At 42.4% G+C, this 26,647-nt stretch carries 23 protein-coding genes; 16 read left to right on the top strand and 7 right to left on the bottom strand.

What is annotated here, in order from left to right:
- The first annotated feature begins 44 nt into the window (after window positions 1-44).
- Window positions 45-746, top strand: coding sequence for an envelope stress response regulator transcription factor CpxR (gene cpxR / locus ELZ61_RS00955; protein WP_103854749.1), 702 nt, complete (start codon window positions 45-47; stop codon window positions 744-746).
- A 5-nt stretch (window positions 747-751) separates the two neighbouring features.
- The gene (cpxA, locus tag ELZ61_RS00950; protein ID WP_422386263.1) at window positions 752-2,143 is read left to right on the top strand and encodes an envelope stress sensor histidine kinase CpxA; all 1,392 of its coding nucleotides are present in this window, start codon (window positions 752-754) and stop codon (window positions 2,141-2,143) included.
- Between the two features lie 206 nt (window positions 2,144-2,349).
- On the opposite strand, the gene ELZ61_RS00945 is transcribed toward cpxA, so the two are convergent.
- Window positions 2,350-2,979: a response regulator gene (locus tag ELZ61_RS00945; RefSeq protein WP_126370814.1), complete on the bottom strand. Its 630-nt coding sequence runs from the start codon at window positions 2,977-2,979 to the stop codon at window positions 2,350-2,352.
- Window positions 2,980-2,990: 11 nt separating this feature from the next.
- Complete coding sequence (locus ELZ61_RS00940) at window positions 2,991-5,483, bottom strand: class I adenylate cyclase (protein WP_126370812.1); 2,493 nt, start codon at window positions 5,481-5,483, stop codon at window positions 2,991-2,993.
- 178 nt (window positions 5,484-5,661) lie between these two features.
- Between ELZ61_RS00940 and hemC the strand changes: the two genes are divergently transcribed.
- The 7 genes from hemC to ELZ61_RS00905 all read left to right on the top strand — a co-directional run bounded on the left by hemC (window position 5,662) and on the right by ELZ61_RS00905 (window position 14,021).
- Window positions 5,662-6,591, top strand: coding sequence for a hydroxymethylbilane synthase (hemC, locus tag ELZ61_RS00935; protein WP_126370810.1), 930 nt, complete (start codon window positions 5,662-5,664; stop codon window positions 6,589-6,591).
- A 32-nt stretch (window positions 6,592-6,623) separates the two neighbouring features.
- Window positions 6,624-7,376 carry a uroporphyrinogen-III synthase gene (locus ELZ61_RS00930; RefSeq protein WP_126370808.1) on the top strand — a complete coding sequence of 251 codons (753 nt, stop codon included), beginning with the start codon at window positions 6,624-6,626 and terminating at the stop codon, window positions 7,374-7,376.
- Window positions 7,377-7,395: 19 nt separating this feature from the next.
- On the top strand, window positions 7,396-8,898 hold the full coding sequence (locus ELZ61_RS00925; RefSeq protein ID WP_126370806.1) for a uroporphyrinogen-III C-methyltransferase: 1,503 nt from the start codon (window positions 7,396-7,398) through the stop codon (window positions 8,896-8,898).
- A gap of 11 nt (window positions 8,899-8,909) precedes the next feature.
- On the top strand, window positions 8,910-10,202 hold the full coding sequence (locus tag ELZ61_RS00920; RefSeq protein WP_126370804.1) for a heme biosynthesis protein HemY: 1,293 nt from the start codon (window positions 8,910-8,912) through the stop codon (window positions 10,200-10,202).
- Between the two features lie 20 nt (window positions 10,203-10,222).
- Window positions 10,223-10,711, top strand: a complete 489-nt coding sequence (locus ELZ61_RS00915) for a pyridoxamine 5'-phosphate oxidase family protein (RefSeq protein ID WP_126370802.1) — start codon at window positions 10,223-10,225, stop codon at window positions 10,709-10,711.
- A 335-nt stretch (window positions 10,712-11,046) separates the two neighbouring features.
- Window positions 11,047-12,411, top strand: coding sequence for a diaminobutyrate--2-oxoglutarate transaminase (locus ELZ61_RS00910; protein ID WP_115248965.1), 1,365 nt, complete (start codon window positions 11,047-11,049; stop codon window positions 12,409-12,411).
- A 77-nt stretch (window positions 12,412-12,488) separates the two neighbouring features.
- The gene (locus ELZ61_RS00905) at window positions 12,489-14,021 is read left to right on the top strand and encodes a pyridoxal phosphate-dependent decarboxylase family protein (protein WP_126370800.1); all 1,533 of its coding nucleotides are present in this window, start codon (window positions 12,489-12,491) and stop codon (window positions 14,019-14,021) included.
- Window positions 14,022-14,094: 73 nt separating this feature from the next.
- Here the strand turns inward: ELZ61_RS00905 and ELZ61_RS00900 are convergent, their stop codons facing one another.
- Together ELZ61_RS00900 and folB are read right to left on the bottom strand one after the other, a co-directional pair.
- Entirely contained in the window at window positions 14,095-14,988 is an 894-nt protein-coding gene (locus ELZ61_RS00900; protein ID WP_126370798.1) for a DMT family transporter, read from the bottom strand.
- Entirely contained in the window at window positions 14,985-15,341 is a 357-nt protein-coding gene (gene folB, locus ELZ61_RS00895) for a dihydroneopterin aldolase (protein WP_126370796.1), read from the bottom strand. The genes ELZ61_RS00900 and folB overlap by 4 nt, the downstream gene beginning before the upstream one ends.
- A gap of 99 nt (window positions 15,342-15,440) precedes the next feature.
- Here folB and plsY point away from each other — a divergent pair, with 99 nt between their 5' ends.
- Window positions 15,441-16,043 carry a glycerol-3-phosphate 1-O-acyltransferase PlsY gene (plsY, locus tag ELZ61_RS00890; RefSeq protein WP_126370794.1) on the top strand — a complete coding sequence of 201 codons (603 nt, stop codon included), beginning with the start codon at window positions 15,441-15,443 and terminating at the stop codon, window positions 16,041-16,043.
- 14 nt (window positions 16,044-16,057) lie between these two features.
- Here the strand turns inward: plsY and ELZ61_RS00885 are convergent, their stop codons facing one another.
- Entirely contained in the window at window positions 16,058-16,456 is a 399-nt protein-coding gene (locus ELZ61_RS00885; RefSeq protein ID WP_126370792.1) for a helix-turn-helix domain-containing protein, read from the bottom strand.
- A 138-nt stretch (window positions 16,457-16,594) separates the two neighbouring features.
- On the opposite strand from ELZ61_RS00885, the gene ELZ61_RS00880 reads away from it, so the two are divergent.
- Genes ELZ61_RS00880 through ELZ61_RS00870 form a run of 3 tightly spaced genes read left to right on the top strand, consistent with a single transcriptional unit; the run spans window position 16,595 to window position 18,184 of the window.
- Window positions 16,595-17,077, top strand: a complete 483-nt coding sequence (locus tag ELZ61_RS00880) for a hypothetical protein (RefSeq protein WP_126370790.1) — start codon at window positions 16,595-16,597, stop codon at window positions 17,075-17,077.
- A gap of 20 nt (window positions 17,078-17,097) precedes the next feature.
- Window positions 17,098-17,712 carry an outer membrane protein gene (locus ELZ61_RS00875; protein ID WP_164550709.1) on the top strand — a complete coding sequence of 205 codons (615 nt, stop codon included), beginning with the start codon at window positions 17,098-17,100 and terminating at the stop codon, window positions 17,710-17,712.
- Between the two features lie 22 nt (window positions 17,713-17,734).
- Window positions 17,735-18,184, top strand: coding sequence for a DUF2846 domain-containing protein (locus ELZ61_RS00870; protein WP_126370786.1), 450 nt, complete (start codon window positions 17,735-17,737; stop codon window positions 18,182-18,184).
- 91 nt (window positions 18,185-18,275) lie between these two features.
- Here the strand turns inward: ELZ61_RS00870 and ELZ61_RS00865 are convergent, their stop codons facing one another.
- Window positions 18,276-18,770: a YfbU family protein gene (locus tag ELZ61_RS00865; RefSeq protein WP_126370784.1), complete on the bottom strand. Its 495-nt coding sequence runs from the start codon at window positions 18,768-18,770 to the stop codon at window positions 18,276-18,278.
- 17 nt (window positions 18,771-18,787) lie between these two features.
- Window positions 18,788-19,528 carry an MlaA family lipoprotein gene (locus tag ELZ61_RS00860; RefSeq protein ID WP_126370782.1) on the bottom strand — a complete coding sequence of 247 codons (741 nt, stop codon included), beginning with the start codon at window positions 19,526-19,528 and terminating at the stop codon, window positions 18,788-18,790.
- Between the two features lie 311 nt (window positions 19,529-19,839).
- Here ELZ61_RS00860 and carA point away from each other — a divergent pair, with 311 nt between their 5' ends.
- The 3 genes from carA to tkt all read left to right on the top strand — a co-directional run bounded on the left by carA (window position 19,840) and on the right by tkt (window position 26,485).
- Window positions 19,840-20,970, top strand: a complete 1,131-nt coding sequence (carA, locus tag ELZ61_RS00855) for a glutamine-hydrolyzing carbamoyl-phosphate synthase small subunit (RefSeq protein ID WP_126370780.1) — start codon at window positions 19,840-19,842, stop codon at window positions 20,968-20,970.
- Window positions 20,971-21,042: 72 nt separating this feature from the next.
- Window positions 21,043-24,237, top strand: a complete 3,195-nt coding sequence (gene carB / locus ELZ61_RS00850; RefSeq protein ID WP_126370778.1) for a carbamoyl-phosphate synthase large subunit — start codon at window positions 21,043-21,045, stop codon at window positions 24,235-24,237.
- 250 nt (window positions 24,238-24,487) lie between these two features.
- Window positions 24,488-26,485, top strand: coding sequence for a transketolase (gene tkt, locus ELZ61_RS00845; protein ID WP_126370776.1), 1,998 nt, complete (start codon window positions 24,488-24,490; stop codon window positions 26,483-26,485).
- Window positions 26,486-26,647 lie beyond the last annotated feature (162 nt).

Raw genomic sequence — 26,647 nt, 5'->3', positions numbered from 1 at the left:
ATTCGGCAAAATTACACCGCACTTAATTATAAGGACCAATCATAATGGCTAAATTATTATTAGTGGACGATGATATTGAACTTGTGGAACTTCTGGCTGAATTACTTCAGTTAGAGGGCTTTGAGGTAGATACCGCAAACAATGGTAAAGAAGCCTTAGACAAATTGGATAATAGCTATCACCTCGTGTTATTGGATATAATGATGCCTGTATTAAATGGCATTGAAACCCTAAAACAGATTAGGCAGCATTTCACCACACCGGTAATGATGCTCACGGCACGGGGCGATGAAATTGATCGCGTTATCGGCTTAGAATTGGGTGCGGACGATTATTTACCGAAGCCTTTCAATGATCGTGAATTGGTAGCAAGAATTAAAGCCATTTTACGCCGTACCGAACTAGCAAATTCAGTGAATGAAAACAAATCGGAAGAAAATCAGCAGATTGAATTTTGTGGTTTAACCCTCTATCCGGGACGTCAGCAAGTGCTTTATGAAGATAAAAATCTCGAACTCACAGGCACTGAATTTGCCTTATTACAAATTCTTATTGCCAACCCGGGGCAAATTCTTTCTCGTGAGCACTTGAGTATGGAAATCCTTGGTAAACCGCTCACGCCTTTTGATCGTGCCATTGATATGCATATGTCAAATTTAAGGAAAAAACTTCCACCACGAAATGATGATTCCCCTTGGTTCAAAACATTACGAGGCAAAGGTTATCTGCTCGTTGCGTCTAAATAAACTCAATCAAAATGAAATTAACTTTTCTTAATACACTTTCAATGCGAATTTTTGCCTTATTCTGGCTTGCTTTTGTTCTTCTCCTCGCATTGATTTTTTTACTGCCTTATTTTGACGCACGTATTTACACCGAGCTAGGCAACGAAGAGGTTTCGGGGTATTACGGTGAAATATCCACCACCATTCGTAATAAACAACTGGCACATATTATCTCAGGTGTGCCAGTTATCCCTGTGGATAAATTTGACGGCATTCATCCCGTTCTTGCCGATCAAAACGGCAATATTCTCGGCGCAAGAAAGGAAGAAATTGCCCCTATTCAGCAATTTATGTACCACACCAGCACCACATTAAAACCGCTGAAAAAAAACTTTTATGACATTCAAATTGCAGGGCCTTTTACCGTACATCTCAATTTAGAAAATGATGTGCCTTACACGCTCTATTTTGTCAGCCGTGTTAATCCACAAAAAGAAATTCTTTCCTACATTTTTGACCGCCCTTATATTCTCATATTATTTATTATGTTGATTTCCACCCCCTTGCTGTGGTGGCTTTCACGCAGTATCGGACGACCATTACGGCATTTACAACAAGCCGCAAATGCCGTGGCGTTAGGAAATTTTAAAGTGGACAAATCCCTTGAAACCCAAGGGACTATTGAATTACGCCAAGTAGGACAAAGTTTCAACCGAATGACGATTGCCTTAGAAGATCTGCTTTCTAATCAGCAAACTTTGCTTTCCTCTATTTCACACGAGTTAAGAACACCGCTCACCCGCTTGCAACTGGCACTGGCATTATTACGCCGGCGCGTGAACAGCAGTGCAGAAATTGCACGCATCGAAAAAGAAGCGGTACGCCTTGATGAAATGATCAACGATCTACTTTTGCTTTCGCGCCAGCAATTAAACAGCCACATTCTGCGAGAAATTTTCCCCATCACCGAAATTTGGCACGATATTATTAAAGATAGCCGCTTTGAGGCAGAACAGAAAAAATTATCTTTTAAAGTAAAACAGCTTATCCATAAACCAAGCCAATATTATCTCAATGGAAACAAAGGGCTAATTTGCAGTGCCATTGAAAATATTTTACGCAACGCGCTGAAATATACGCATTCTAAAATTGAAGCAACGATCTTCGTTGAAGATAATTCAATGGTTATTGCGATTGATGACAATGGGGCAGGCATTTCAACCAGTGAATATGAAAATATTTTCAAGCCTTTCTACCGTATTGACGAAGCAAGAACCCGCGAAACAGGCGGCACAGGGCTAGGGCTTGCGATTGTCGCCAATGTTATCCGTGAACATCAAGGAAAAGTTTGGGCAGCCTCAAGCCATCTTGGCGGGTTGCGTGTTGTGATCAAACTGCCACTGTGGATTTCTGAATAAAAATATTTTGAGCTTGTTGAATCATCAATTTCAGAAATAAAAACACCAAAATTTCCAACCGCACTTCTATTTTGCACGATTTTCCATTTATCGTAGGAAAGTTAGTGCGGTGCTTTTTTGTTAAGTTTTTGTAGAACGAGAAAGAAGTAGAGATAAAAGATAAGAAAAAAGAGCGGATTTTTCACCGCTCTTTTGTTTTGAAATGGTTAAGCACCTTTGTGTTGGAAATAAAGCACTGTGGCGGCAACACGAGAATGAACGTTTAGTTTACGCAGCAAATTGCGGATATGCACTTTTACCGTTTCTTCTGAAATGAAAAGTTGCGCTGCAATTTGTTTATTGGATAAGCCTGTGGCGATAAGGCGTAACACGTCCATTTCGCGATCCGTTAAGGTGTAAATTGGATCTTGTTCTGGGCGCTGTTCTAACAGCAGATCTTTAATGGAATCACTTAAAATCACTTCGCCTTGTGCAATGCGTTTGATTTGCCCAAGTAGTAGATCTGGCTCGGTATCTTTTAATAGATAACCATCTGCGCCTGCGTCCACTAGGGTGAACACATCATTTTTCGCATCAGAAACGGTGAGAATAATAATGCGAGCATCCACATTTTCTGCGCGCAATGCTTTAAGGGTGTCTAATCCTGATAACCCTTTCATATTCAAATCAAGAATGATTAAATCTGGCGAAGTGCGTAATGCAAGATGAATGCCTTCCGTGCCGCTCCCTGCATCTCCAACGACTTCAAATGCTTCATCAAGTTCTAATAATTGTTTTATGCCACGACGCATCAATGGATGATCGTCAATGAGCAATATTTTCATTTTATCAAGCATAGTTTCCCCTATTATGATGACACCAAACGGCTATAAAATGGCACAATTTTGATCCCATTATCACTTGGTAATAATTGATAAAATTGTGGGTAGTTAAAATTTCGTTGCACAATTTTATACGGATTATTATCTCCCTCCAAGCCTGCCGACTGGTAAATATGATTTATCTCATAAATTTTCTGTTCTTTTTCGCCTTCACAGTTGCGATAAATCTCAATGCGGTTGGCTTCATCTAAAATATAGACGTTGAATGTGTGATCCAAGTTATTTTCAAAGAAAAATTGTAAAAAGCCTTCGCTAGCAAAGGCGTCAATTTCATAAGGATATTTTTTGCGCGCTTGGGGCTTTTCTTTATGTTCGATGGCCTCTTGCACTTCGACATTAAAATCATTGTTATCAATCAATGGCGGATTGTGGATTTCTTGTAGGCTAATGCCGCGTTCTTCAAAGAAAAATTGCCAGTTTTTCCCTGCCACACGCAATAAGTTATTTTGTGGTGCATCACTCACACCCACTTGAATGCTGATACATTTTTGAATTAAGGCGGTAACAATGTTGCGCAAGGTTTTTTGATAATATTTGCTGTAACAAAACACATTGACGCTTTGTGGTGAAGTTGCGCCACGATAAATTTTGTTAGAAAGTACTTTTAATGCGAGCAAAATGGCATTCGGCCCTTCAAAGTGCAGGGTACGAATTTCATTCCATAAATTGCGGTAGGTAAGATCGATGCTACCGACTAAACTTTCTTCATCAGGGCCAAAGCTAAATAAATCACTGGCGACAATGCTGGCTTTGGCTTCAGATAAGTGTGCAGTGGGATCTTTGGTAAGGTTGATCGACACCACCAAATTTTTGATTTCACAGTTGTGGTTTAATTCTTCGTTACTTGCCACAGGCACGATGGCGGGCAAGGACAAGCGAAGATCGGCGACAAAGTGGCGTAATTTATGCAGATCAACATTGGGGCTGAAAATATGTAATTCGGTTTTTGGCGTAAGCAGGCGGTTAAAATATGCCCAAGCCACAAGTTTATTGAGATTTTCGCTATATTCCACATAACGCTGTTGTTGAAAGCCATGAATATCAGGCGTTTGATTAACCAAATACCAGCCATCTTTGAAATTACGGTTATTTTTCACCTCAATAAAAGTGATGTTTTTTTCCGATAAATCAGAAGAAATCATCGCATTGAGCAAGGTGATTTTGCCCGGTAACTCTTCAAAGGCAGTATAAAGTTTACGGGTTAAAATGCTAATATCTTGCGGCATTATGCTGGAATTTACCTTATATTTGCGGGCAAATTGCACTAAATGGCGATAGCTGAACATCAAAAACTTAATTAAGTTATTATGGCTTTCTTTCACCCGTTTTATTTTCCAACAGGCACGCTGATTAAGTTCCTGCACCAAATCTTTCGACCAACCCCAAGTGCGGGCAAGATTTTGTAATTGCGATAAGCGCCAAGTGTTTTTCGGCACTTTGTTGCTGTATTCGTTCGCTTTAATGTAAAAACAGCGGCGCACAAATTCTAAACGGCGTAAATCGTTAAGACCGATTAAATAATTGGTTACTCGCTCCAGCATTGTGAGATAAGGATCAAAATGATGTTTTTTGTCCCCATTAAGCAAGCGCGCTTTAAATTCTTGCGCGATAAGGTAAGTGTCGGGATAATCCGCCGAATAAGTTTCCAGCAACAAAATTTTTAAGACGGATTTATAAGGCGAATCAATCCCCTTGTAGAGTTGCCATAAGCTCGCACCAAAATATTCATTGGCAGAAAATGCCCCTAAGCCGCCGAAATCCACCCAATCATCAGGATCGATCACCTTTTCTTCGATTAAACGTGTAACTTCATTTTCATAATCTTTTTCGTTTTCTACCGCCAAATGTAGCCACAATAGCGGCTTACCCGCAAGGCGAATGGCGGAACGATAAAATTCATCAAGCAGCAGCATATATTGTGCTGAACCGCAATTTTCCGCCGTCAAAGGATCGGCATAACGAAAGCAGCGGAAGCGGTTTTGATCCATTAGATATAAATTAATTTCCACCCCTAAGGTTAATGCCCATTGCTGTAACGCCTCCATTTTTTGGCTTAATAAATGGCGATCTTCAGGGCTAATTTGTGGGTGGTGGCAAACCCAAATATCTAAATCTGAGACGGACGTTTGGCTAATTGAGGCAATGCTACCCATAACATAAACGCCAAGCACAGGAAAGAAAGTGCGGTGGGAAAATGGCGAATTTTCAATTTCTTGTTCGCTTAAATCAAAACGCGCGGAAAGATATTCACGTTGATAATCCGATAACACAAAATCAACAATCCCAGCGGGGGCATTTTCGATATACCCCGGCAGTTGATGATGATTGAGGTGCAATAATAAGCTAATGGTCTGAAATACTTGGTTAAATTGTGTTGAACTACCCGAAATTGCACGCTCAAAACGTAAGTTATCCAGATATTCCACTTGCTTTTTCGCACTATTAATATCGTAATTCAATTTATATCCTAGGAAAGAGGGATTGATAAATGAACAATTTCCTCGCATTTTTTGAAAAGAAATTGAAGTATTACTCTATCACTTGCCTCATAGGAAAGCAAAAAAATTAAATGGAAACTGACATTTTTCAGCAACAGTGATAGGATAAGGCAATTATTTCTAATCTTCTTTTTGCACGATGACGACAAAAAAACTACTCAAAATCGCCACGCGCCGTAGCCCTTTGGCATTATGGCAAGCTAACTATATTAAAGATCGTTTAACTCAATTATATCCACAACTTACGGTGGAGCTTGTGCCAATGGTTACCAAAGGCGATGTGATTTTAGACACGCCTTTAGCCAAAATTGGTGGCAAAGGCTTGTTCGTCAAAGAGTTAGAGAACGCCTTATTAAATGGCGAAGCGGATATTGCGGTACATTCAATGAAAGATGTGCCAATGCAATTTCCTGAAGGATTAGGCTTGAGCGTGATTTGTAAACGTGAAGATCCGCGCGATGCATTTGTGTCAAATTCTTACCGCACTTTAGATGAGCTACCTGAAGGGGCGGTGATGGGAACATCAAGTTTACGCCGCCAGTGTCAGCTGAAAGCCTTACGTCCAGACTTGAATATTCAATCCTTGCGCGGCAATGTGGGAACACGTTTGAGCAAATTAGATAACGGCGATTACGATGCCATTATTTTGGCTTCCGCTGGCTTAATTCGTTTAGGAATGGCCGATCGCATCGCTTCTTTCATTGATACGGAAACCTCTTTGCCAGCGGCAGGACAAGGTGCAGTGGGCATTGAATGTCGCACTGATGATGTTGAAACGCAACAATTATTAGCGCCATTGGCTGACGCAGAAACCACCGCCTGTGTGCTAGCAGAACGAGCAATGAATAACCACTTACAAGGGGGGTGCCAAGTACCCATCGCAGGCTATGCGGTAATTCGTGACAACCAGCTTTATCTTAAAGCCTTGGTAGGCAAAACAGACGGCAGCTTAATCATTCGTGCAGAAAATCAAAGTGCGGTGGAAAATTCGCAAGAATTAGGCGTGCAAGTGGCAGAAAGCCTGTTAAAACAAGGGGCTAATGAAATTTTGCAAGCCCTGGGTATTTAATCGTCTAGGCTTATAACAGCAAGGAAAAGAAAATGGCAGTATTGGTTACGCGCCCTGATGAAAAGGGCAAACAACTGGTAGAAATGCTTGCAAAGGCAGGCATTGCAGCCATTCATTTTCCGCTCTTTTCCATTCAAGCAGGGCGTGAACTAAATGATTTACCCCGTCAGCTTAATCAACTCAACGCGGGTGATTACGTTTTTGTGGTATCGCAAAATGCGGTAACTTACAGCGCAGAAAGTCTGAAGCAAGCCGGCTTTCAATGGCGAGCAGATTTACATTATTTTACGGTCGGACAACGAACCGCGCAGGTCTTTTCCAGTCAAACAGAACAGAATATTCATTATCCTTTTCAACAAGAAACCAGTGAGGGTGTGCTTTCTTTATCGGCAATGAAAAATTTGCACGATAAAACCATTTTGATTTTACGCGGTAATGGTGGGCGAGCATTTTTTGCGGAACAAGCCAGTTTACGAGGGGCGACAATTCAAACCTTGGAATGCTACCGCCGTGAACCTTTGGTTTATGATCCTGTTGAACAAACCAGTATGTTAAAGCGTGCGGGAATTACGACAATTCTTGCCACAAGCAAAGAAATTTTGTGTTTATTGCTAGATTTTGTGCCAAAAAATGAACATAATTGGCTGAAGTCTTGCCGTTTGATCACGGTTAGCGAACGAATTCAACGCTTTGCCTTCGCAATGGGCTGGGAAAAGGTGGACGTTTCACCACGAGCAGATAATGCAACATTGTGCGATACCTTATTACAATTTAACGAGTTTTAATAATCATAAGGAATAAATTATGGCTAAACATCACGCAAAAAAAACAGGTAAAAATCCTGCTGTGGAAAACACGGCACAATCTGTCGAACCTGTGGAAAATTCTCTCCAAACTGAAACTCCTGAACAAGAAATTGAAGTGGTGAAAAACGAGCAAGACACCCTTGAAACGACAAAGGAAGAACCGATGCAAACATCACAAGAGCAAGTTGCAGCAAACAATGAACAACCTAAGCCTGAAACCGTCATCGTTAAAAAAGGCGGTACGGGTGTGGCGATTTTAGCCTTATTGGTGGCGTTAGGCCTAGGTGGCGCAGGGTATTATTTTGCGGAACAGCATTTAACCAAAGTGCAAGGCAGATTAACCGCCCTAGAACAACGCGCTGTGCCAGCCAACGTACAGGGCTTGATGGATAGCGATTTAGCCGCATTAAAACAAGATCAAGCAAAAATTGCACAGCTTGCCCAAACTAGCCAATCCACCAACGACAAATTAACGGCGTTAGAAAAAATGGTGGAAATCAAGGATCAACAAATCACCTCATTACAAAATCAAGTTAAGAATTTAAGTAATGCACAGAAAACGGCACAGCCGAATGATTGGTTGCTTTCTGAAGCGGATTTCTTATTAAACAATGCGTTACGCAAATTAGTGCTAGATAATGATGTGGATACCGCGGTTTCGCTATTAAAAGTGGCTGATGAAACCTTAAGTAAGGTGTCTGATCCGCGAGCAATGCAAGTGCGTAGCGCCATTAATGCAGATTTAAAACAGCTATTGTCGGTGAACAATATCGATCAAAACGCCATTATGCAACGCCTTTCTCAGCTGGCAAATAACGTGGACGAACTCACCGTGCTAAACGTGAATTTTGATGATCCAAATCCCGCTAACGAAAAATTAAGTGGCTCTTGGGAAGATTGGAAAGAAAATGCGGAGAAAAGTGCGACCTCTTTCTTAAATCATTTTATTCGCGTTACACCAAAAAATGCTGAAAGCAAAGCCTTGCTTGCGCCAAACCAAGATATTTATTTGCGTGAAAACATTCGTTTACGCTTACAGCTAGCGATTATGGCGGTGCCACGTCAGCAAAATGATTTGTATAAACAATCTTTAGAAACTGTGGCATCTTGGGTGAGAAGTTATTTCGATACCAACACGGAAGTGGCAAAAACCTTCTTAAATGAAGTGGACGAACTGGCGGAACAATCTATTTATGTCGATGTGCCAACCCAACTTAGCAGCCTAAATATGCTAGATAAACTGCTTAATAAACCATCACAAGAAGTGCAGAAAATTGAGATTTCCGTAGATAAAGATGTGGCTAAAGAAACGGCACAAGAGGCGAAAGCCACCCCTGCAGAACAACCAGAAGCAGACAAAGCTGAAAACAACACAGCGCAAAGCGATGAAAGCCAAAGTGAAAAGCCGAGCGAAAATCAAGCTGACACAGAAAAACAACCTGATGCAGAACATAAAAGTGCGGTAGAAAATTCTGACAAACCTGAGCAAACACAACAGTAGAGGAAATAGCAATGTTTAGAACCCTATTTTTAATGCTGGTGTTACTTGCCGGCTTAATCGCAGGCCCTTATTTATCGGGCAAACAAGGCTATGTGTTGATTGAAACTAATAGCTACAGCATTGAAATGTCCATCACCACTCTTGTGATTTTCTTTGTAATCGCAATGGCGGTGGTGTATGGCATTGAATGGATCATCACCAAATTCTGCCGTTTGAGCAACAGCACCTATGGCTGGTTCTCGCGCCGCAAACGTCTTAAAGCGCAAAAACAAACCCTTGAAGGGTTAATGCTAATGGACGAGGGGCAATATTCTAAAGCAGAAAAATTGATTGGTAAAAATGCTAAACATTCTGATGAGCCAATCCTAAACTTTATTAAAGCGGCGGAAGCGGCACAACAGCGTGGTGATGAGTTTGGCGCAAATCGTTATTTAATTAAAGCGACCGAATTGGCTGGCACGGATAATCTGCTTGTTGAGATTGCCCGCACGCGAATTTTGTTACAGCAAAATAAATTGCCAGCTGCGCGCAGTGCCATTGATAGCCTATTAGTAATGACCCACCGCAATAAAGAAGTGTTGAAACTCGCGGTTGAGATTTACTTAAAATCCCACGCTTTTGAAGCTTTAGACAAAATTCTTGATCAAGTGGAAAAGTCAGGGCTTTATTCCGACAAAGAATTTACCACCTTACAACATCGCGTTGAAGATGGTTTGCTTGATGAGAAAATGAATGAAGAAGGCGTGGACGGCTTGCTACAATGGTGGGACGATCAACCGCGTAAACGTCAAAATGATCTTTATGTGAAAGTGGGATTAATTCGCCGTTTAATTGACAGTGATGATCACGAAACCGCTTATAAATTGATCTTAGAAGCCTTGAAAAAAGTGGACGACAACAGCCCACTGGCACAACAACTTTGCACACAAATTACCCGTGTTCAACCAGTAGATAACAGTAAATTGCTGAAAATTATGGAAAAACGGGCGAAACAAAGTAAAGATCAAGGCTGTTGTTGCACAAACCGTGCTTTAGGTTACTTGTATGTGCGTAATGGTGAATTTGCCAAAGCAAGTGAAGCTTTCAAGAAAGTCATTGAAAATAAAGCACAGCTTGAGCCAAATGATATTACAATGGCGATCTATGTGTTTGAGCAAAACGGTGAAAATGAATTGGCTAAACAACTTCAGCAAGAAAGTTTGAAATCTGCTATGTCGGTGCAAAACTTAGCCCCTGAAGAAAAGGAAAAAACGCCAGAAAATTCTACCGCACTAGCGGAAACAACAGAAGCCAAAAATGCTTAAGGTAAACCTAATGCCCTGTTTTGCAGGGCATTTTCTTTGATATAATGAAAAATGATGTGATGAAAAATCTTCCCCATAACATTGCACAATTTTTACAACAGCAAACGGTGATGAGCATTGCCGTACATAGCGCACAAGGCTTTTGGGCGGCCAACTGCTTTTATGTGCTTGATGACAGCAATATCAGCTTGATCTTCTTTTCTTCCCTTTCTACCCAACACGCACAAATTATGCAACAAAGTGATCTGGTGGTTGGCACGATCGCCACCCAAACAGATCAAGTGAGCGAGATTGAAGGCGTGCAATTTAAAGGGCGTGCCGTTTTGCTTGATGAAAATGCCCATCAATCAGCCTTTAAATCCGCCCTTAAACGCTATTATGACCGTTACCCCTTTGCACGATTAATGAACACGGATTTATGGCAAATTGAGCTTGATGAAATCAAACACACGTCAAATAAATTCGTTTTTGCCCAGAAAACTTATTGGCAAAGAACAAGTGCGGTGTAATTTTTGAGAATTTTGCCTAAATAAGTAAAAATCGCTTTTCTTTCTAGCAAAAAAGGGTACTATATCCCGTCTTTTGTAAGGCTTAGGCTTTACGAAACCTCTGTTTTCCAAATCGGAAAAAAATAAAAAAGCTGAAACGCTTTTTTTAATAAGTAGCGAGTCAAAATGCCCCATGGCATCTTATTTTTAAGAATAAGAAAGCTTAGGCTTATAATGCATATTTATTTTGTTCTCAGGCAAGGCGAAATAACGCAGAATGAGAACAAAAGAATTGCATTATCCCGCAAGGCACCCGACTTATTTTTTTAACCTCTTATCGAAGGTATAGATTAAAAATGACAAACACTCCTGTAAATCCAATCAACAACGCAACCAACGAATATTACCTTACTCGTCAAAATGAAATGGAATCCAATGTGCGTAGTTATCCACGCAAATTGCCATTGGCGATCGCAAAAGCACAAGGCTGCTGGGTAACGGATGTAGAAGGTAATGAATATCTTGATTGCTTAGCTGGTGCAGGTACATTAGCCCTTGGACATAATCACCCAGCGGTGATCCAAGCTATTCAAGACGTATTAAGCAGTGGTTTACCGCTTCATACATTAGATTTAACCACGCCATTAAAAGACGCATTTACCGAAGAACTGCTTTCTTTCTTCCCGAAAGATCAGTATCGCTTGCAATTCTGTGGCCCTTCTGGTGCTGATGGCACAGAAGCAGCGGTAAAACTTGCTAAAACCTACACAGGGCGTGGTAATGTTATCGCATTCTCTGGTGGTTACCACGGAATGACCCACGGTTCATTGGCGATGACAGGCAACTTAAACGCGAAAAACGCAGTACAAAACTTAATGGCAGGCGTACAATTTATGCCTTATCCGCACGAATATCGTTGCCCATTAGGCTTAGGTGGTGAAGCAGGTGTTGATGCTTTAACCTATTATTTTGAAAACTTTATTGAAGATGTTGAAAGCGGTGTGGTAAAACCTGCAGCCGTGATTCTTGAAGCCATTCAAGGGGAAGGCGGTGTGGTTACTGCGCCGGTGAAATGGTTACAAAAAATCCGTGAAGTGACCAAAAAACACGGCATTGTGTTAATCCTTGATGAAGTACAAGCAGGCTTCTGCCGTTCAGGAAAAATGTTTGCCTTTGAATATGCAGGCATCGAGCCAGACATCGTTGTAATGTCAAAAGCGGTAGGTGGAAGTTTACCATTAGCGGTGCTAGCTATTCGCAAAGAATTTGATGCGTGGCAGCCAGCAGGACACACAGGCACATTCCGCGGCAACCAAATGGCAATGGCGACAGGTTATGCGTCATTAAAAGTAATGCGTGAGCAAAACTTGGCACAAAATGCTTTAGAACGCGGTGATTTCTTACAAACTGAATTGAAGAAATTAGCCCAACAGTATCCTTGTATCGGTAACGTGCGTGGACGTGGCTTAATGATCGGGATTGAGATTGTTGATGAGCGTAAACCACAAGATCGCATCGGCGCTTATCCAGCAGATGGTGAACTTGCCGCTGCAATCCAAAAAGCCTGCTTTAACAATAAGTTATTGTTAGAACGTGGCGGTCGTGGCGGTAACGTGGTGCGTATTCTTTGCCCACTCATCATCACCCAAGCAGAAAGCGAAGAATTAATCAAACGCTTTGCTCAATCTGTTGCAGACGCATTAAAAGCCGTGCGTGGCTAATTGTTCATTTAGCTAACTGGGGTGTGTAACGCCCCTTTTAGCTATTTTTACCTCAACCATCTTTCAGGAAATTCTCAATGGTCGATTTCGCAAAACACAAACAATCCCTTCTTTGCAATGATCCACAATCTATCGCTGATTATGAAAAAAATATGGCAACAGCAATAAGTGCGGTAGGAAATTGGCTCAAAAATAACAAAATGTACACCGGCGGCAGCATCAAACAGCTACGCGAAGAAATTGCTTTTCAACCCTCTGAGCAAGGTTTTGGCTTAGAAAAATCCTTAGATCGCTTAACGGAATTATTCTTAAATAAAAGCCTAAAAGTGCATCACCCTCATTCTTTAGCACACTTACATTGCCCAACCATGGTGGCAAGCCAAGTGGCAGAAGTGTTCATCAATGCCACCAATCAATCAATGGACTCTTGGGATCAAAGCCCCGCAGGCTCATTAATGGAAGTGCAACTGATCGAATGGTTGCGTGAAAAAGTGGGCTATGCCGCAGGTGATGCGGGCGTGTTTACCTCTGGCGGTACGCAATCTAACTTAATGGGCGTGCTATTGGCGCGTGATGCTTGCGTGGCAAAACACTGGAAAAATGCGGAAGGCAAAGAATGGTCTGTACAGCAAGATGGCTTGCCAGCAGAAGCCTTGCAACGTGTAAAAGTGTTATGTTCAGAAAATGCGCACTTTTCCGTGCAAAAAAATATGGCAATGATGGGAATGGGATTCCAATCTGTGGTGAGCGTGCCTTGTAATGAAAATGCACAAATGGACGTCAATGCCTTGGCGGAAATTTTGGCAAATCTCAAAGCGGAAGGAAAATTAGTGGCGTGCATTGTGGCAACCGCAGGTACAACGGACGCGGGTGCGATTGATCCACTGAAAGAAATCCGCCAACTGGCTGACCAATATCAAGCGTGGCTACACGTTGATGCCGCGTGGGGCGGGGCATTACTGCTTTCCAATGAATATCGCCATTGGTTAGACGGCTTAGAACTGGCGGATTCCGTTACCCTTGATTTCCACAAGCATTTCTTCCAAAGCATTTCCTGCGGTGCGTTTTTACTGCGTGATCCAGAAAATTATCGCTTCATCGACTACAAAGCGGATTATCTCAACTCAGAATATGATGAAGAACACGGCGTACCTAACCTCGTGGCAAAATCCCTACAAACCACCCGCCGTTTTGACGCGTTAAAATTATGGTTCACCGTAGAAGCACTCGGTGAAGAACTGTATGGCTCAATGATCGACCACGGGGTGAAACTCACTCGCGAAGTGGCGGATTACATCAAAGCCACAGAAGGCCTTGAATTATTAGTTGAACTGCAATTTGCTTCGGTGTTATTCCGTGTTAATCCTGCGAATTACCCTGCGGAATTTATTGATAATCTCAACCAAAATATCGCAGACGAACTCTTCGCCCGTGGTGAAGCCAATATTGGGGTAACGAAAGTCAATGGCGTACAAGCCTTAAAAATGACCACCCTTAGCCCAATCGCCACCCTTGAAAACGTGCAAGCCTTGCTTGGTCAAGTGCTAGAAACCGCTGATAACATCAAAGATGCGATCGTTGCCGGCAATTATGTGCCAGCTATTGATTAATCTTTCTAGACGATAAGAAAAAAGTGCGGTGAAAAATACCGCACTTTTTGTTTCTTTACGTTTATTTATTGTATTATCCTTTCCGATTACACATCAGCAACCCAAGCACAATCAATGCACCACTGGCAAAATGATACCAATAGAGCGCTTCGCCCAAAACACTGATGCCAAGCAACGCCGCGAATAACGGCGTTACATTGGTAAACACCGCACCTTTCGCGCCGCCCACAAGGCTTATGCCGTAATTCCAAAAGGCGTAAGACAAAATAGATGGCCCGATAACCAAATAACCAATCATTGCCCAATGGCTCGTAGAGATTTGGCTGATAATCGGTTCGCTGGCAGTTAAGGCTTTCCAGAGAAAAACTGGGCTAAAGCACAACATCGCAATAGCAACAAGCAAGGTGAGCATCACTGCGTTGGGTAAATCTGTTGGACGTAGGCGGATAATGCAGCAGTACAGCGCCCAGCTCAAGGCCGAGCCAATCGCCCATAAATCCCCTTTATTCACATTAAAGTTCAGTAAGGCTTGTGGATCGCCTTGGCTTAATAAACATAATACCCCGAAGAAACTCACCACTGCCCCTGCAAGCATTAAAGGGCGAATTTTATCCCCGAAAACAAGACGATTTAGCAATAATACCGCAATCGGCACAACCGCAAGATAAATGCTCGCATTCAGGGCAGTGGTGCTTTGCAAGCCTTGATAAAGAAACAGCGGAAAGATGACGATGCCGAGTAAAGAAAGTGCGGTTAAAATTTTCCACGCTTTTTGAATAGTGGGGTAGAAAGCGAGGGTACGTTTAGCAAACAGCAATAACAAAATCACCGCAGCGGGAAACCAACGAAGATAAGTTAGCACAATGGGATCCACTTCACGGCTTAGCATTTTGCCGAAAATATAATTACCGCCCCAAAATAAGGTGGCTAAAATCAGGCAAAGATAGCCATAATGCTGTTTGTTCATCTTGTGCCACGTTCTACAATAATCCCTACATTGCGCGCTTGTGCTACGGCTTTGGGCTTGCTTAATTTGATTTTTAACCAGCTCAGTCCATATTTTTGTTCAAGCTGCGCTGCCACTTCATAAGCCACTCGCTCAATTAAGAAAAAGGGTTTAGATTGCACATAATGGATAATAAATTCGCTCACTTCCGCATAATTGAGGCAGTAGGCGACATCATCGGTTTGGGCGGCTTGACGGCAATCCCACGCCATTTCTACATCAAAAATAAGCTTTTGTTTGATTTGTTGTTCCCAGTCATACACGCCAATTTGAGCGAAAACGACCAATTCTTCAATAAAAATGCGATCTATCATAAAATCCTTCAATATCCTGAAATACTATTAGGCGTATGCTACCAAGTTTATGTACAATAGACGAACAAATTTTTCACTTGACGAATCAGGTAGGTAAAAATGAGCCTTTTCGCCCTTTTTTATATGTTTTGTGCGTATTTGCTCGGTTCAATTTCGAGCGCCATTTTATTTTGTCGCCTAGCAGGCCTACCTGATCCGCGCACCACCGGCTCACACAACCCTGGGGCAACTAATGTACTACGCATCGGCGGGCGCTGGGCTGCCTTAGCAGTATTGATTTTTGACATTCTAAAAGGAATGCTTCCTGTATGGGCGGGCTATTATCTTGGCTTAACCCAATTTCAGTTAGGCATGGTCGCACTGGCCGCCTGTTTAGGGCATATCTTCCCCATCTTCTTTAAATTTAAAGGCGGAAAAGGCGTTGCCACCGCATTTGGCGCAATCGCCCCTATCGGCTGGGGCGTGGATCTGTGGATGCTCGGCACTTGGCTTGCGGTATTTTTGCTCACGGGCTATTCATCTTTAAGCGCAGTTATTGCCGCGATCACCATTCCTTTTTATGTATGGTGGTACAAACCCGAATTCACCTTCCCAGTGGCGCTAGTCTGCTGCCTGCTTGTTTACCGCCATCACGACAATATCCAACGCCTATGGCGTGGGCAAGAAGACAAGGTTTGGGATAAATTTAAGAAAAAGTTGTAAAAAAACCACCGCACTTATTTTTCTTTACGGTGTTGTGCTTTCAATAACACAATAATTTCTTTTAAGGATTCAATTTCTTTGTCTTTTTGTTCTAATAGTTGATCTTTATAACTTAACGCTAATTTGAGTTTTTCATTTTCAATGGTAACCGCTTCGCTTGTACCATAATAATTTGAGCTAAGTTGGCTATTCTCACTAATTAAAAAGCAAATATTACGATCATCTTTGACCAATTCAGAAATATCCATATCAAAAATTTGTGCAATTTTCTTTAATTTTTCGTAATGTAATTGCGTTTCTCCACGCTCAATTTTTGCATAACCACTTGGTGATAAGTTCATTTTTTCTGCCATTTCTTCTTGCGACCAATGATTCATTTCTCGTATTAATCTGATTTTCTCGTGTATCGCCATTGTCTGCTCCATTTGTTCAATTCTAGCTCAAAATGAGTAGAAAACAGTCTTTTTGATATATGGTTTTTTACTATATGAGTTTTGTAGAATTTCATCGTTCTAAAAACAGACATTTTACATCTTTAATGAGGTTTATCTATGAAAAATTTATTAAAAGTGGCGTTATTAGCCACAACATTAGGCTTGACAGGGTGTGCTACGATTGTGAGTAAAAGCACTTATCCTGTTTCTATCCAATCAGTCCCTGAGGGCGCAAATTTTACGATTACAAATAGAGAAGGGAAAATCGTCAGCCAAGGTATTACCCCACAAGTGGTTAAATTGAAATCTGGCTCTGGTTATTTTAAACCTGAAAAATACCTCATTACTTTTGATAAAAAAGGTTTTACAAAAGAAACAATCGAAATTCAAGCGACGTTAGATGGTTGGTATTGGGGAAATTTTGCGATAGGTGGACCATTAGGATTACTTGTCATTGATCCGATAACAGGGGCTATGTATCGTTTACCTGAAAATGTTGTAGCGACTTTAAATAAAGGTAAAGGAAGAGCATTGACAGTGATTGATATTCGTACACTCTCGGAAGAACAACGTAATAAACTTCAAAAAATTAATTTATAAATATGAATAGGGGAAATGTTATGAAAAAATATTTGGTGGCTACATTACTTTCTAGTACAGCATTATTTGCCCAAGCTGAAGGTTTTTCTGGCTTCTATGTGGGGGGTGAAGTCGATTTTAATAAACAGTCTTTTTCTATACCTTGGGAAGAACTTGATTATAACTATTATGATGGTAATTATACGGGCTCTAGTTCTCGCTCTGTTGGTGCGGGCGTTGTTGGTGGCTATATGTTTGATTATGGCAATAATTTTGTTGGTATTGTTGAGGGGAAAATTAGTTTTCCGAATAATAAAACAGAAGATGATTTGGGCAATGAAATCGCCAAAGAGAATTTCCGCGTAGGCGTACATTATTTGCAAGGCTATCAACTTGATCGTTTCTTGCCTTATGTCAAAATTGGGGTAGAAGCAGGCAGTTTCACGATGAATGAAGATAATCCAGAGTTTAGGAATAGCAATGTTTACTTTGAAAATCACGGTGCGGTTGGATTTAGTTACGGTTTTGGCGTAAAAACAAAAATTACAGATAATTTGGTTGCAGGGCTTGATTACAGTAGAGTAACGTTAAAAGCTAAAAATAGTATTGAATTTAAGAGCAATACCATCGGTGTAAACTTTAGCTATTTATTTTAATTAAGGTTAAATGGTGCATAAAATGAAAAAAATTCTTTCAGTTTTAATGGTAGTTGGCACGTTGATTTTAACGGGCTGTGCGAAAGTGCCTATGGCTTCAGAGGCAGAAGATGTGCAAGCCAAGCGGTTTGATACCCCTAATAAAGCAATGTCTGGGTTGTATATTTATCGTGATTCCACATTTGGGGCGGCATTAAGAAAAAATCTTTATATTGACGATAAATTTATCGGGCAATCTGCTCCTAAAGTTTATTTTTATAAGTTAGTTACGGCTGGAAAACATAAAGTTTCTACTGATTCAGAATTTGGTAATAACGATTTATATATTACAACAGAAGGTGGAAAGAACTATTTTATTCGGCAGTATATAAAAATGGGCGTTTTTGTTGGTGGGGCAAACCTTGAACAGATTGATGAAGAAAAAGCAAAAGCGGCTATTAAAAAGTTAAAACTTGCTCGTTCGCCACAATGATTAATATCCCAAAAGCCATCAATAGATGGCTTTTTAATTTTTAAAAAACGCCACAAAAAACCACCGCACTTACCATACGGTGGTTTTCACATTAAGCGTTCAAGATTTTTTGAATTTCCGCCATACTTAAATGATATTCGTGTGGGCAGCTGCGCCACGCTTCGAGCATTTTGATGTATTTATCCCACATTGGGGTTTGTGAATCGCAGCCGTGTTCGCATTGCATAAATTCTGGATATTTGCCCTCTGTGGTGGTGATGAAACGTAAATAATTGAGATATTTTTTCTCGCGCACCGCACAATAACCTGCAAATTGTAAGCGATGTGGCGTTACCGTGGTGGTGTCGCCCAAATTGCTGTAAGAAACGTGCAGGGCGTGGTACATTTCAAGGGTATCACGCACAGTTTGGCATTCTTGCTCTGAAAGGTTAGAAAACTCTTTATCTAACTCTTTTAATTCTAAGCCAAAACCACCTTTCACAATGGTTTCTAAACGGGTATATTTTGCCGCGTTGTTCGGATCTAACAAGCCCATTAATTTGTATTGATTGGCTAAAATTAAGCGTTGTGTTGAGGTCATTTCCATAGTGTGATTTCCTATAATTAATCAATTTCTTTTAGTTCATCTTGTGAAAGGGCTTCGCCTTTGCTTTCCACATTGCCGTCTTTTACGTGATATTCCAAATTTTGGAAATAGGCTTCGCGGAAAGTGACATAAGGATCTTGCGCTTGGTCTAGCAATGCTTCTTTGTCTAACATTTTAGCACGTGCATCAATACCTTGTACGCCCCATTTTAATAAACCCCAAGGACCTAATAAAGAAAGCATTGGATAAGTAGTGTCCACTAAGTTACCCAAATCTTGGCGCGGAGTGGCAGGCCCATACATTGGCAACATCACATAAGTGCCCGTTTCTACGCCGTAAGCGCCTAGGGTATCACCAAAGCGGCGTTTTTCTTCCACGCGTAACGGTGGGCTGGCGCTCGCCCAGTCAATCAAGCCACCTAAGCCGAAAATACTGTTAATCCAGAAGCGATTAAAATGAACCATTGCTTTTTTAAATTCACCTTGCAATAGGCGATTAACGAAACTGGCTGGTTCATCAAGGTTATTGGCTACATTGATGATCCCTGTTTTAACTGGCTGCGGCACATAGTCTTTCCAGCCTTTGGCAACAGGTTTAAGAATATAAGGATCGGCAACTTTGTAGTTGAAATCCCACATTGCACGGTTAAATCCTTCAAGGGGATCTTTGCGCTCACCAGTTTGCGGATCAATGGTCGCACAGCCTGTAAGCATTGCAGAACCCAGCACCACGCTGGCAAGTAATACAGATTTTTTCATAAATAAGCCTTGTTACTTAAAATAAGGTACATTGTAAACAACTTGGTGAAAATCTACAAAATAAATCAGAGAAAAATAAATTGCTTGCATTACATTGATTATTTATGCAAAATTAATGAATAAATATATTGTTCATTCCTTACGAATTTGCTTGAATATTGGGCTATTGTCTTTTAGAATTAGCCCGTTTAGCCTGTGAGCTAACCACCAATGCAATTTAGCCTAAACGCCAAACAAAAGTGCGGTGTTTTTTTGCTAAATTTCGGTTAATGAGCATTCGTAAGTGTTCACCTACAATTAAGGAGTTTTTTATGTCTAGTCCAGCAATTTTAGTCTTGGCTGACGGCAGCGTTTTCCACGGCACCTCTATTGGCGCAAGTGGCACAACCATTGGCGAAGTGGTGTTTAACACGTCAATGACCGGTTATCAAGAAATCTTGACCGATCCTTCCTATTTCCAACAAATCGTTACCCTAACCTATCCCCATATTGGCAACACTGGCACCAATAATGAAGATCAAGAAAGCAATGCGGTGTATGCCAGCGGATTAATCATTCGCGATTTACCTTTATTACACAGCAATTTCCGTGCCAATCAAAGCCTAGCAGATTACCTAAAAGCCAATAACGTGGTAGCCATTGCAGACATTGATACGCGCCGTTTAACCCGTTTATTGCGTGATAAAGGCGCAATGGCAGGCTGCATTATGGCGGGCGAAGTTGATGAGCAAAAAGCCCTTGCACTGGCACAAAGTTTTGGCTCAATGGCAGGCAAAGATTTAGCCCAGCAAGTTACCTGCCAAGCGCCTTATGAATGGTCGCAAGGAGAATGGCAATTAGGCAAAGGGTATCATTCCGAGCCAGAACAGAAATATCATATTGTTGCCTATGATTTTGGCGTGAAGCACAATATTCTACGAATGCTCGCCGAAAGAGGCTGTAAAATCACCGTTGTGCCAGCTAAAACCTCAGCAGAAGAAGTGCTAGCCTATCAACCTGACGGCATTTTCTTATCCAATGGCCCCGGCGATCCTGAGCCTTGTGATTATGCCATCAGTAATATTCAAACCTTGCTCAAAACGAAAAAACCGATTTTCGGCATTTGTTTAGGGCATCAATTACTCGGGCTTGCTATAGGCGGTAAAACGAAAAAAATGCCATTCGGGCATCACGGTGCAAACCACCCCGTGCAAGATTTGGATACGCAAAAAGTGTTCATCACCAGCCAAAACCACGGTTTTGAAGTGGACGAACACAGCCTACCAAAAAACGTGAAAATAACCCACCGCTCTTTATTTGATCATTCCGTGCAAGGCATTGAGCTAACCGATCAAGTGGCATTCTCTTTCCAAGGCCACCCTGAAGCCAGCCCTGGTCCAAATGATGTGGCGTATTTATTTGATAAATTTGTGACTGCATTAGAACAAACTAAGCAAAAATAAAATCAATAATTAGCCACAGAGCTGGATTAACAATCCATACACAACGTTAAAAATATTATAAGAGAAATCAAAATGCCAAAACGTACAGACATAAAGACAATATTAATTATCGGTGCTGGCCCGATTGTGATTGGGCAGGCGTGTGAATTTGATTATTCGGGCGCGCAGGCGTGCAAAGCGTTGCGTGAAGAAGGTTATAAGGTGGTGCTAGTGAACTCTAACCCTGCCACCATTATGACCGACCCCGATATGGCGGACGTTACCTACATCGAGCCAATTACTTGGCAAACGGTGGAAAAAATCATTGAGAAAGAACGTCCTGATGCCATTTTGCCAACAATGGGCGGACAAACCGCGCTGAATTGTGCCTTAGATCTTTCCAAAAATGGCGTGCTGAAAAAATACGGTGTGGAACTGATCGGGGCAAGTGAAGATGCCATTGATAAGGCGGAAGATCGTGGTCGTTTCAAAGAGGCAATGGCGAAAATTGGCTTGAATACGCCAAAATCCTTTGTCTGCCATACCTTTGATGAAGCTTGGGCGGCACAGGCTGAAGTGGGCTTTCCAACCCTAATTCGTCCCTCTTTCACAATGGGCGGTTCTGGCGGTGGGATCGCCTATAACCGTGATGAATTTGTCGCCATTTGCGAACGCGGATTTGATGCCTCTCCAACCCACGAATTACTCATCGAACAATCGGTGTTAGGCTGGAAAGAATATGAAATGGAAGTGGTGCGGGACAAAGCAGACAACTGCATTATCGTCTGCTCCATTGAGAATTTTGACCCGATGGGCGTGCATACAGGCGATTCCATCACCGTTGCGCCAGCGCAAACGCTCACCGATAAAGAATATCAAATTATGCGAAACGCCAGCCTTGCGGTGTTGCGTGAAATTGGCGTGGATACGGGCGGTTCAAACGTGCAATTTGCCATTAATCCTGCCAACGGCGAAATGATCGTGATTGAAATGAACCCGCGTGTGAGCCGTTCTTCTGCCCTTGCCTCGAAAGCCACAGGCTTCCCAATCGCAAAAGTAGCAGCGAAATTAGCCGTGGGCTATACGCTCAATGAATTGCGTAATGACATCACGGGGGGATTAATCCCTGCATCTTTCGAGCCGTCCATTGATTATGTGGTAACCAAAGTACCACGTTTTGCCTTTGAAAAATTCCCGAAAGCAGACGATCGCCTCACGACGCAAATGAAATCGGTTGGCGAAGTGATGGCAATGGGACGCACTTTCCAAGAGAGTTTGCAAAAAGCCTTGCGTGGTTTGGAAACGGGCATTTGTGGGTTTAATTTGCTTTCCGAAGCCCCTGAGAAAATCCGCACCGAGCTAGGTAACCCAGGCCCGAACCGCATTCTTTACGTTGCTGATGCCTTTGGTGCGGGCTTTAGCTTGGAAGAAGTGCATCATTATTCCAAAATCGACCCGTGGTTCTTAGTGCAAATTCAAGATTTGGTGCAAGAAGAATTGGCACTTGAGCAAAAAACGCTGGAACAGCTCGATTATGCAGAGCTTCGCCGTTTAAAACGCAAAGGGTTCTCCGACAAACGTATTGCTCAGTTGGTAAAAAGCACGGAAAGTGCGGTGCGAAATTTACGCAAATCTTTCAATCTTCACCCTGTTTATAAACGCGTGGATACTTGTGCGGGCGAGTTTAAATCCGACACCGCATACCTTTATTCCACCTATGAAGAAGAATGCGAAGCCAATCCTTCTGATCGTAAAAAAATTATGATCTTAGGCGGTGGGCCGAACCGCATCGGGCAAGGTATTGAGTTTGATTATTGCTGTGTACACGCCGCCCTTGCCTTGCGTGAAAGCGGCTTTGAAACCATTATGGTGAACTGTAACCCCGAAACGGTTTCCACCGATTTTGACACCTCAGATCGCCTTTATTTTGAGCCGCTCACCCTTGAAGATGTGTTAGAAATCATTCACGTTGAACAGCCTTATGGCGTGATCGTGCATTATGGCGGTCAAACCCCATTAAAACTTGCCAATGCCCTGGCGGAAAATGGCGTCAATATTATCGGCACATCGGCGGATAGCATTGACGCTGCCGAAGATCGCGAACGCTTCCAACAAATTCTACAACAACTTGGCTTAAAACAGCCTAATAACCGCACGGCACGCAATGCCATTGAAGCAGTGCTATTAGCTGAAGAAGTGGGCTATCCGCTAGTAGTACGCCCTTCCTATGTGCTAGGCGGACGAGCAATGCAAATCGTGTATAACGTGGACGAACTCAATCAATATATGCGTGAGGCGGTGCAAGTTTCCGAAGACAGCCCAATTTTGCTTGATCACTTCTTAAACAACGCCATTGAAGTGGACGTAGATTGCATTTGCGATGGCGAACAAGTGATGATCGGCGGCATTATGCAGCATATTGAACAAGCGGGTATTCACAGCGGTGATAGCGCTTGCTCGTTGCCACCTTATTCCTTAAGCACTGAAATTCAAGATGAAATCCGCCGTCAAACGGCGGCAATGGCAAAAGCCTTGAACGTAGTGGGCTTGATGAATGTGCAATTTGCCGTGCAAGATGGCGTGATTTATGTGTTAGAAGTGAACCCACGCGCTAGCCGTACCGTGCCGTTTGTGAGTAAAGCTACAGGGCGACCATTAGCCAAAATCGCCGCGCGTGTAATGGCAGGAATGAGCCTCAGCGAACAGCAAATTCAAGGCGAAATTCAACCGCACTTTTATGCAGTGAAAGAAGCGGTTTTCCCATTCATCAAATTCCCAGGCGTGGACACCATTTTAGGGCCTGAAATGCGTTCCACAGGGGAAGTGATGGGCGTGGGGCAAACCTTTGCAGAAGCCTTTATCAAAGCTCAACTAGGGGCAGGTGAACGCATTGCCAAAACGGGCAAAGTATTCCTTTCCGTTGATGACAAAGACAAAGCCCGCTTGCTGCCTATCGCCCAACGCTTGCAAGAACAAGGCTACGGCTTATGCGCCACCATAGGCACAGCGAACTTCCTGCGCGAAAACGGTATCTTCGCACAAATCGTCAATAAAGTGCGTGAAGGCCGCCCACATATTGTGGACGCGATCAAAAACGGCGAAATCGCTATGGTGATAAACACTGTAGGCAGCCTGCCTGAAAGTGTGGAAGACAGCCACTCTATTCGCCGCAGTGCCTTACAACAAAAAGTCTTCATTCAAACCACCCTCGCCGCCGCTGAGGCCTTAGTGGAAAGTGTGAAGAATTTAGATGATTACAAGGTTTACGCCTTGCAAAACTTACATTAAGCAAAAGGGCAAATGCCAAAAAAGCAAAGTGCGGTGTAAAATTCGCAAGTTTTTTATATCAATAAAAAGGCTGGGAAACCAGCCTGTTTTTTAGACTTAAAAATAACATTTTCTCGCAATCTGTATGAAATAGCGAGAAAATCATCAATTTTGTGATGTAACACTAATCAAATTAATTGCTATTTTTTCATAATAAATCGGGTAGAATAACCAGAGTTCAGTTTTACATTTGATAATTAGGAGAACAAAAATGTCGAATCGAAAAGAGTTAGCGAATGCTATTCGTTTTTTAAGTATGGACGCGGTGCAAAAAGCCAAGTCAGGCCACCCTGGTGCACCAATGGGAATGGCGGACATTGCGGAAGTGTTGTGGCGTGAGTTTTTAGTGCATAATCCAACCAATCCAAAATGGGCAAACCGCGATAGATTCGTGTTATCAAATGGCCACGGTTCAATGTTGATTTACAGCCTTTTACATTTAACAGGCTATGATTTATCTATCGAAGATTTAAAACAATTCCGCCAATTACATTCTAAAACCCCGGGCCACCCTGAATATGGCTATGCACCTGGTGTAGAAACCACAACAGGGCCATTAGGTCAGGGCATTACCAATGCGGTAGGAATGGCGATTGCCGAGAAAACCTTAGCGGCGCAATTTAACCGCCCAGGCCACGAGATTATCGACCATTACACTTACGCGTTCTTAGGTGATGGTTGTTTAATGGAAGGGATTTCTCACGAAGCTTGCTCATTAGCGGGAACCTTAGGCTTAGGCAAATTAATCGCCTTCTATGATGACAACAATATTTCTATTGATGGTGAAGTGGACGGCTGGTTCACCGACAACACCAAAGAACGTTTTGAAGCCTATAACTGGCAAGTGATTGGTCAAATTGATGGACATAATCCAGAAGCCATTGCGGAAGCCATTAAACAAGCGCAAGCAGAAAAAGCGCGCCCAACCTTGATCATCTGTAAAACCACCATTGGTTTTGGCTCACCAAACAAAGCGGGCTCACACGACAGCCACGGTGCGCCATTAGGTGATGAAGAAATCGCCTTAACTCGTAAAAACTTAGGTTGGAACTATGCGCCATTTGAAATTCCTGCGGAAATTTATGCCCAATGGGACGCCAAAGAAAAAGGCAAACAAGCAGAGCAAGCGTGGAATGAAAAATGGACAGCATATAGCCAAGCCTATCCAGAATTGAGCGCAGAGCTTGAGCGCCGTTTAAGTGGCGAATTGCCAGCAAATTGGGCGCAAGAAAGCCAAGCATTTGTTGAAAAATTACAAGCCAACCCAGCAAGCATCGCAAGCCGTAAAGCATCACAAAATGCCATTGAAGCCTATGCACCATTACTGCCAGAGTTTTTAGGTGGTTCGGCAGATTTAGCAGGCTCAAACTTAACCTTATGGTCAGGCTCTCGCCCTATTCGTGCCACAGAAAATCAAGATGGTAACTACATCAACTACGGCGTGCGTGAGTTTGGTATGTCTGCCATTATGAACGGGATTGCCTTACACGGCGGTTTCATTCCTTATGGCGCAACCTTCTTAATGTTTATGGAATATGCGCATAATGCCGTGAGAATGGCGGCGTTAATGAAACAACGCGTGCTTTTCGTGTACACCCACGATTCTATCGGTTTAGGAGAAGACGGCCCGACACACCAACCTGTGGAGCAAACGGCGTCATTACGTTTAATTCCAAATTTAGAAACGTGGCGTCCGTGTGACCAAGTGGAATCGGCGGTTGCGTGGAAAGCGGCGGTTGAGCGCAAAGATGGCCCGAGTGCGATGATTTTCAGTCGTCAAAATCTTACTCAAATGGACAGAACCCCTGCACAATTGGCTGATGTGGCGCGCGGTGGTTATATCTTAACCGATAGCGAAGGCACACCAGATTTAATCTTTATCGCAACAGGTTCGGAAGTAGAATTAGTGGTGAAAGCGGCGGAGCAACTTCGTCAAGAAGGTAAAAAAATCCGTGTGGTATCAATGCCTTCCACTAACGTGTTTGACAAACAAGATGAAGCTTACCGTGAAAGCGTATTGCCAAGCAGCGTAACCAAACGTGTTGCAGTTGAAGCAGGCATTAGCGAGTTCTGGTACAAATACGTTGGCTTCGGCGGACGCATTGTAGGAATGAACACCTTTGGTGAATCTGCCCCAGCAGGTGAATTATTCAAACTATTTGGCTTCACCGTAGAAAACGTGGTGGCTAAAGCGAAAGAAATTTTATAATTTTCCACCGCACTTTATGTTGATAAAAACCTTGGGTCTTGGCTCAAGGTTTTTTTGTTTGTATATAAAGCATTTGATTTATTCTGAGTTGTTTTTGTTGTTATTTTTAGCGTAATGCTTGCTAGATTTTTCAACTCTTTTTTCTCAAAATTTGATCCCCGC

It is taken from the genome of Avibacterium volantium, assembly GCF_900635775.1.
Classification (GTDB): domain Bacteria; phylum Pseudomonadota; class Gammaproteobacteria; order Enterobacterales; family Pasteurellaceae; genus Avibacterium; species Avibacterium volantium.
This window is presented reverse-complemented; position numbering and strand designations above follow the sequence as displayed.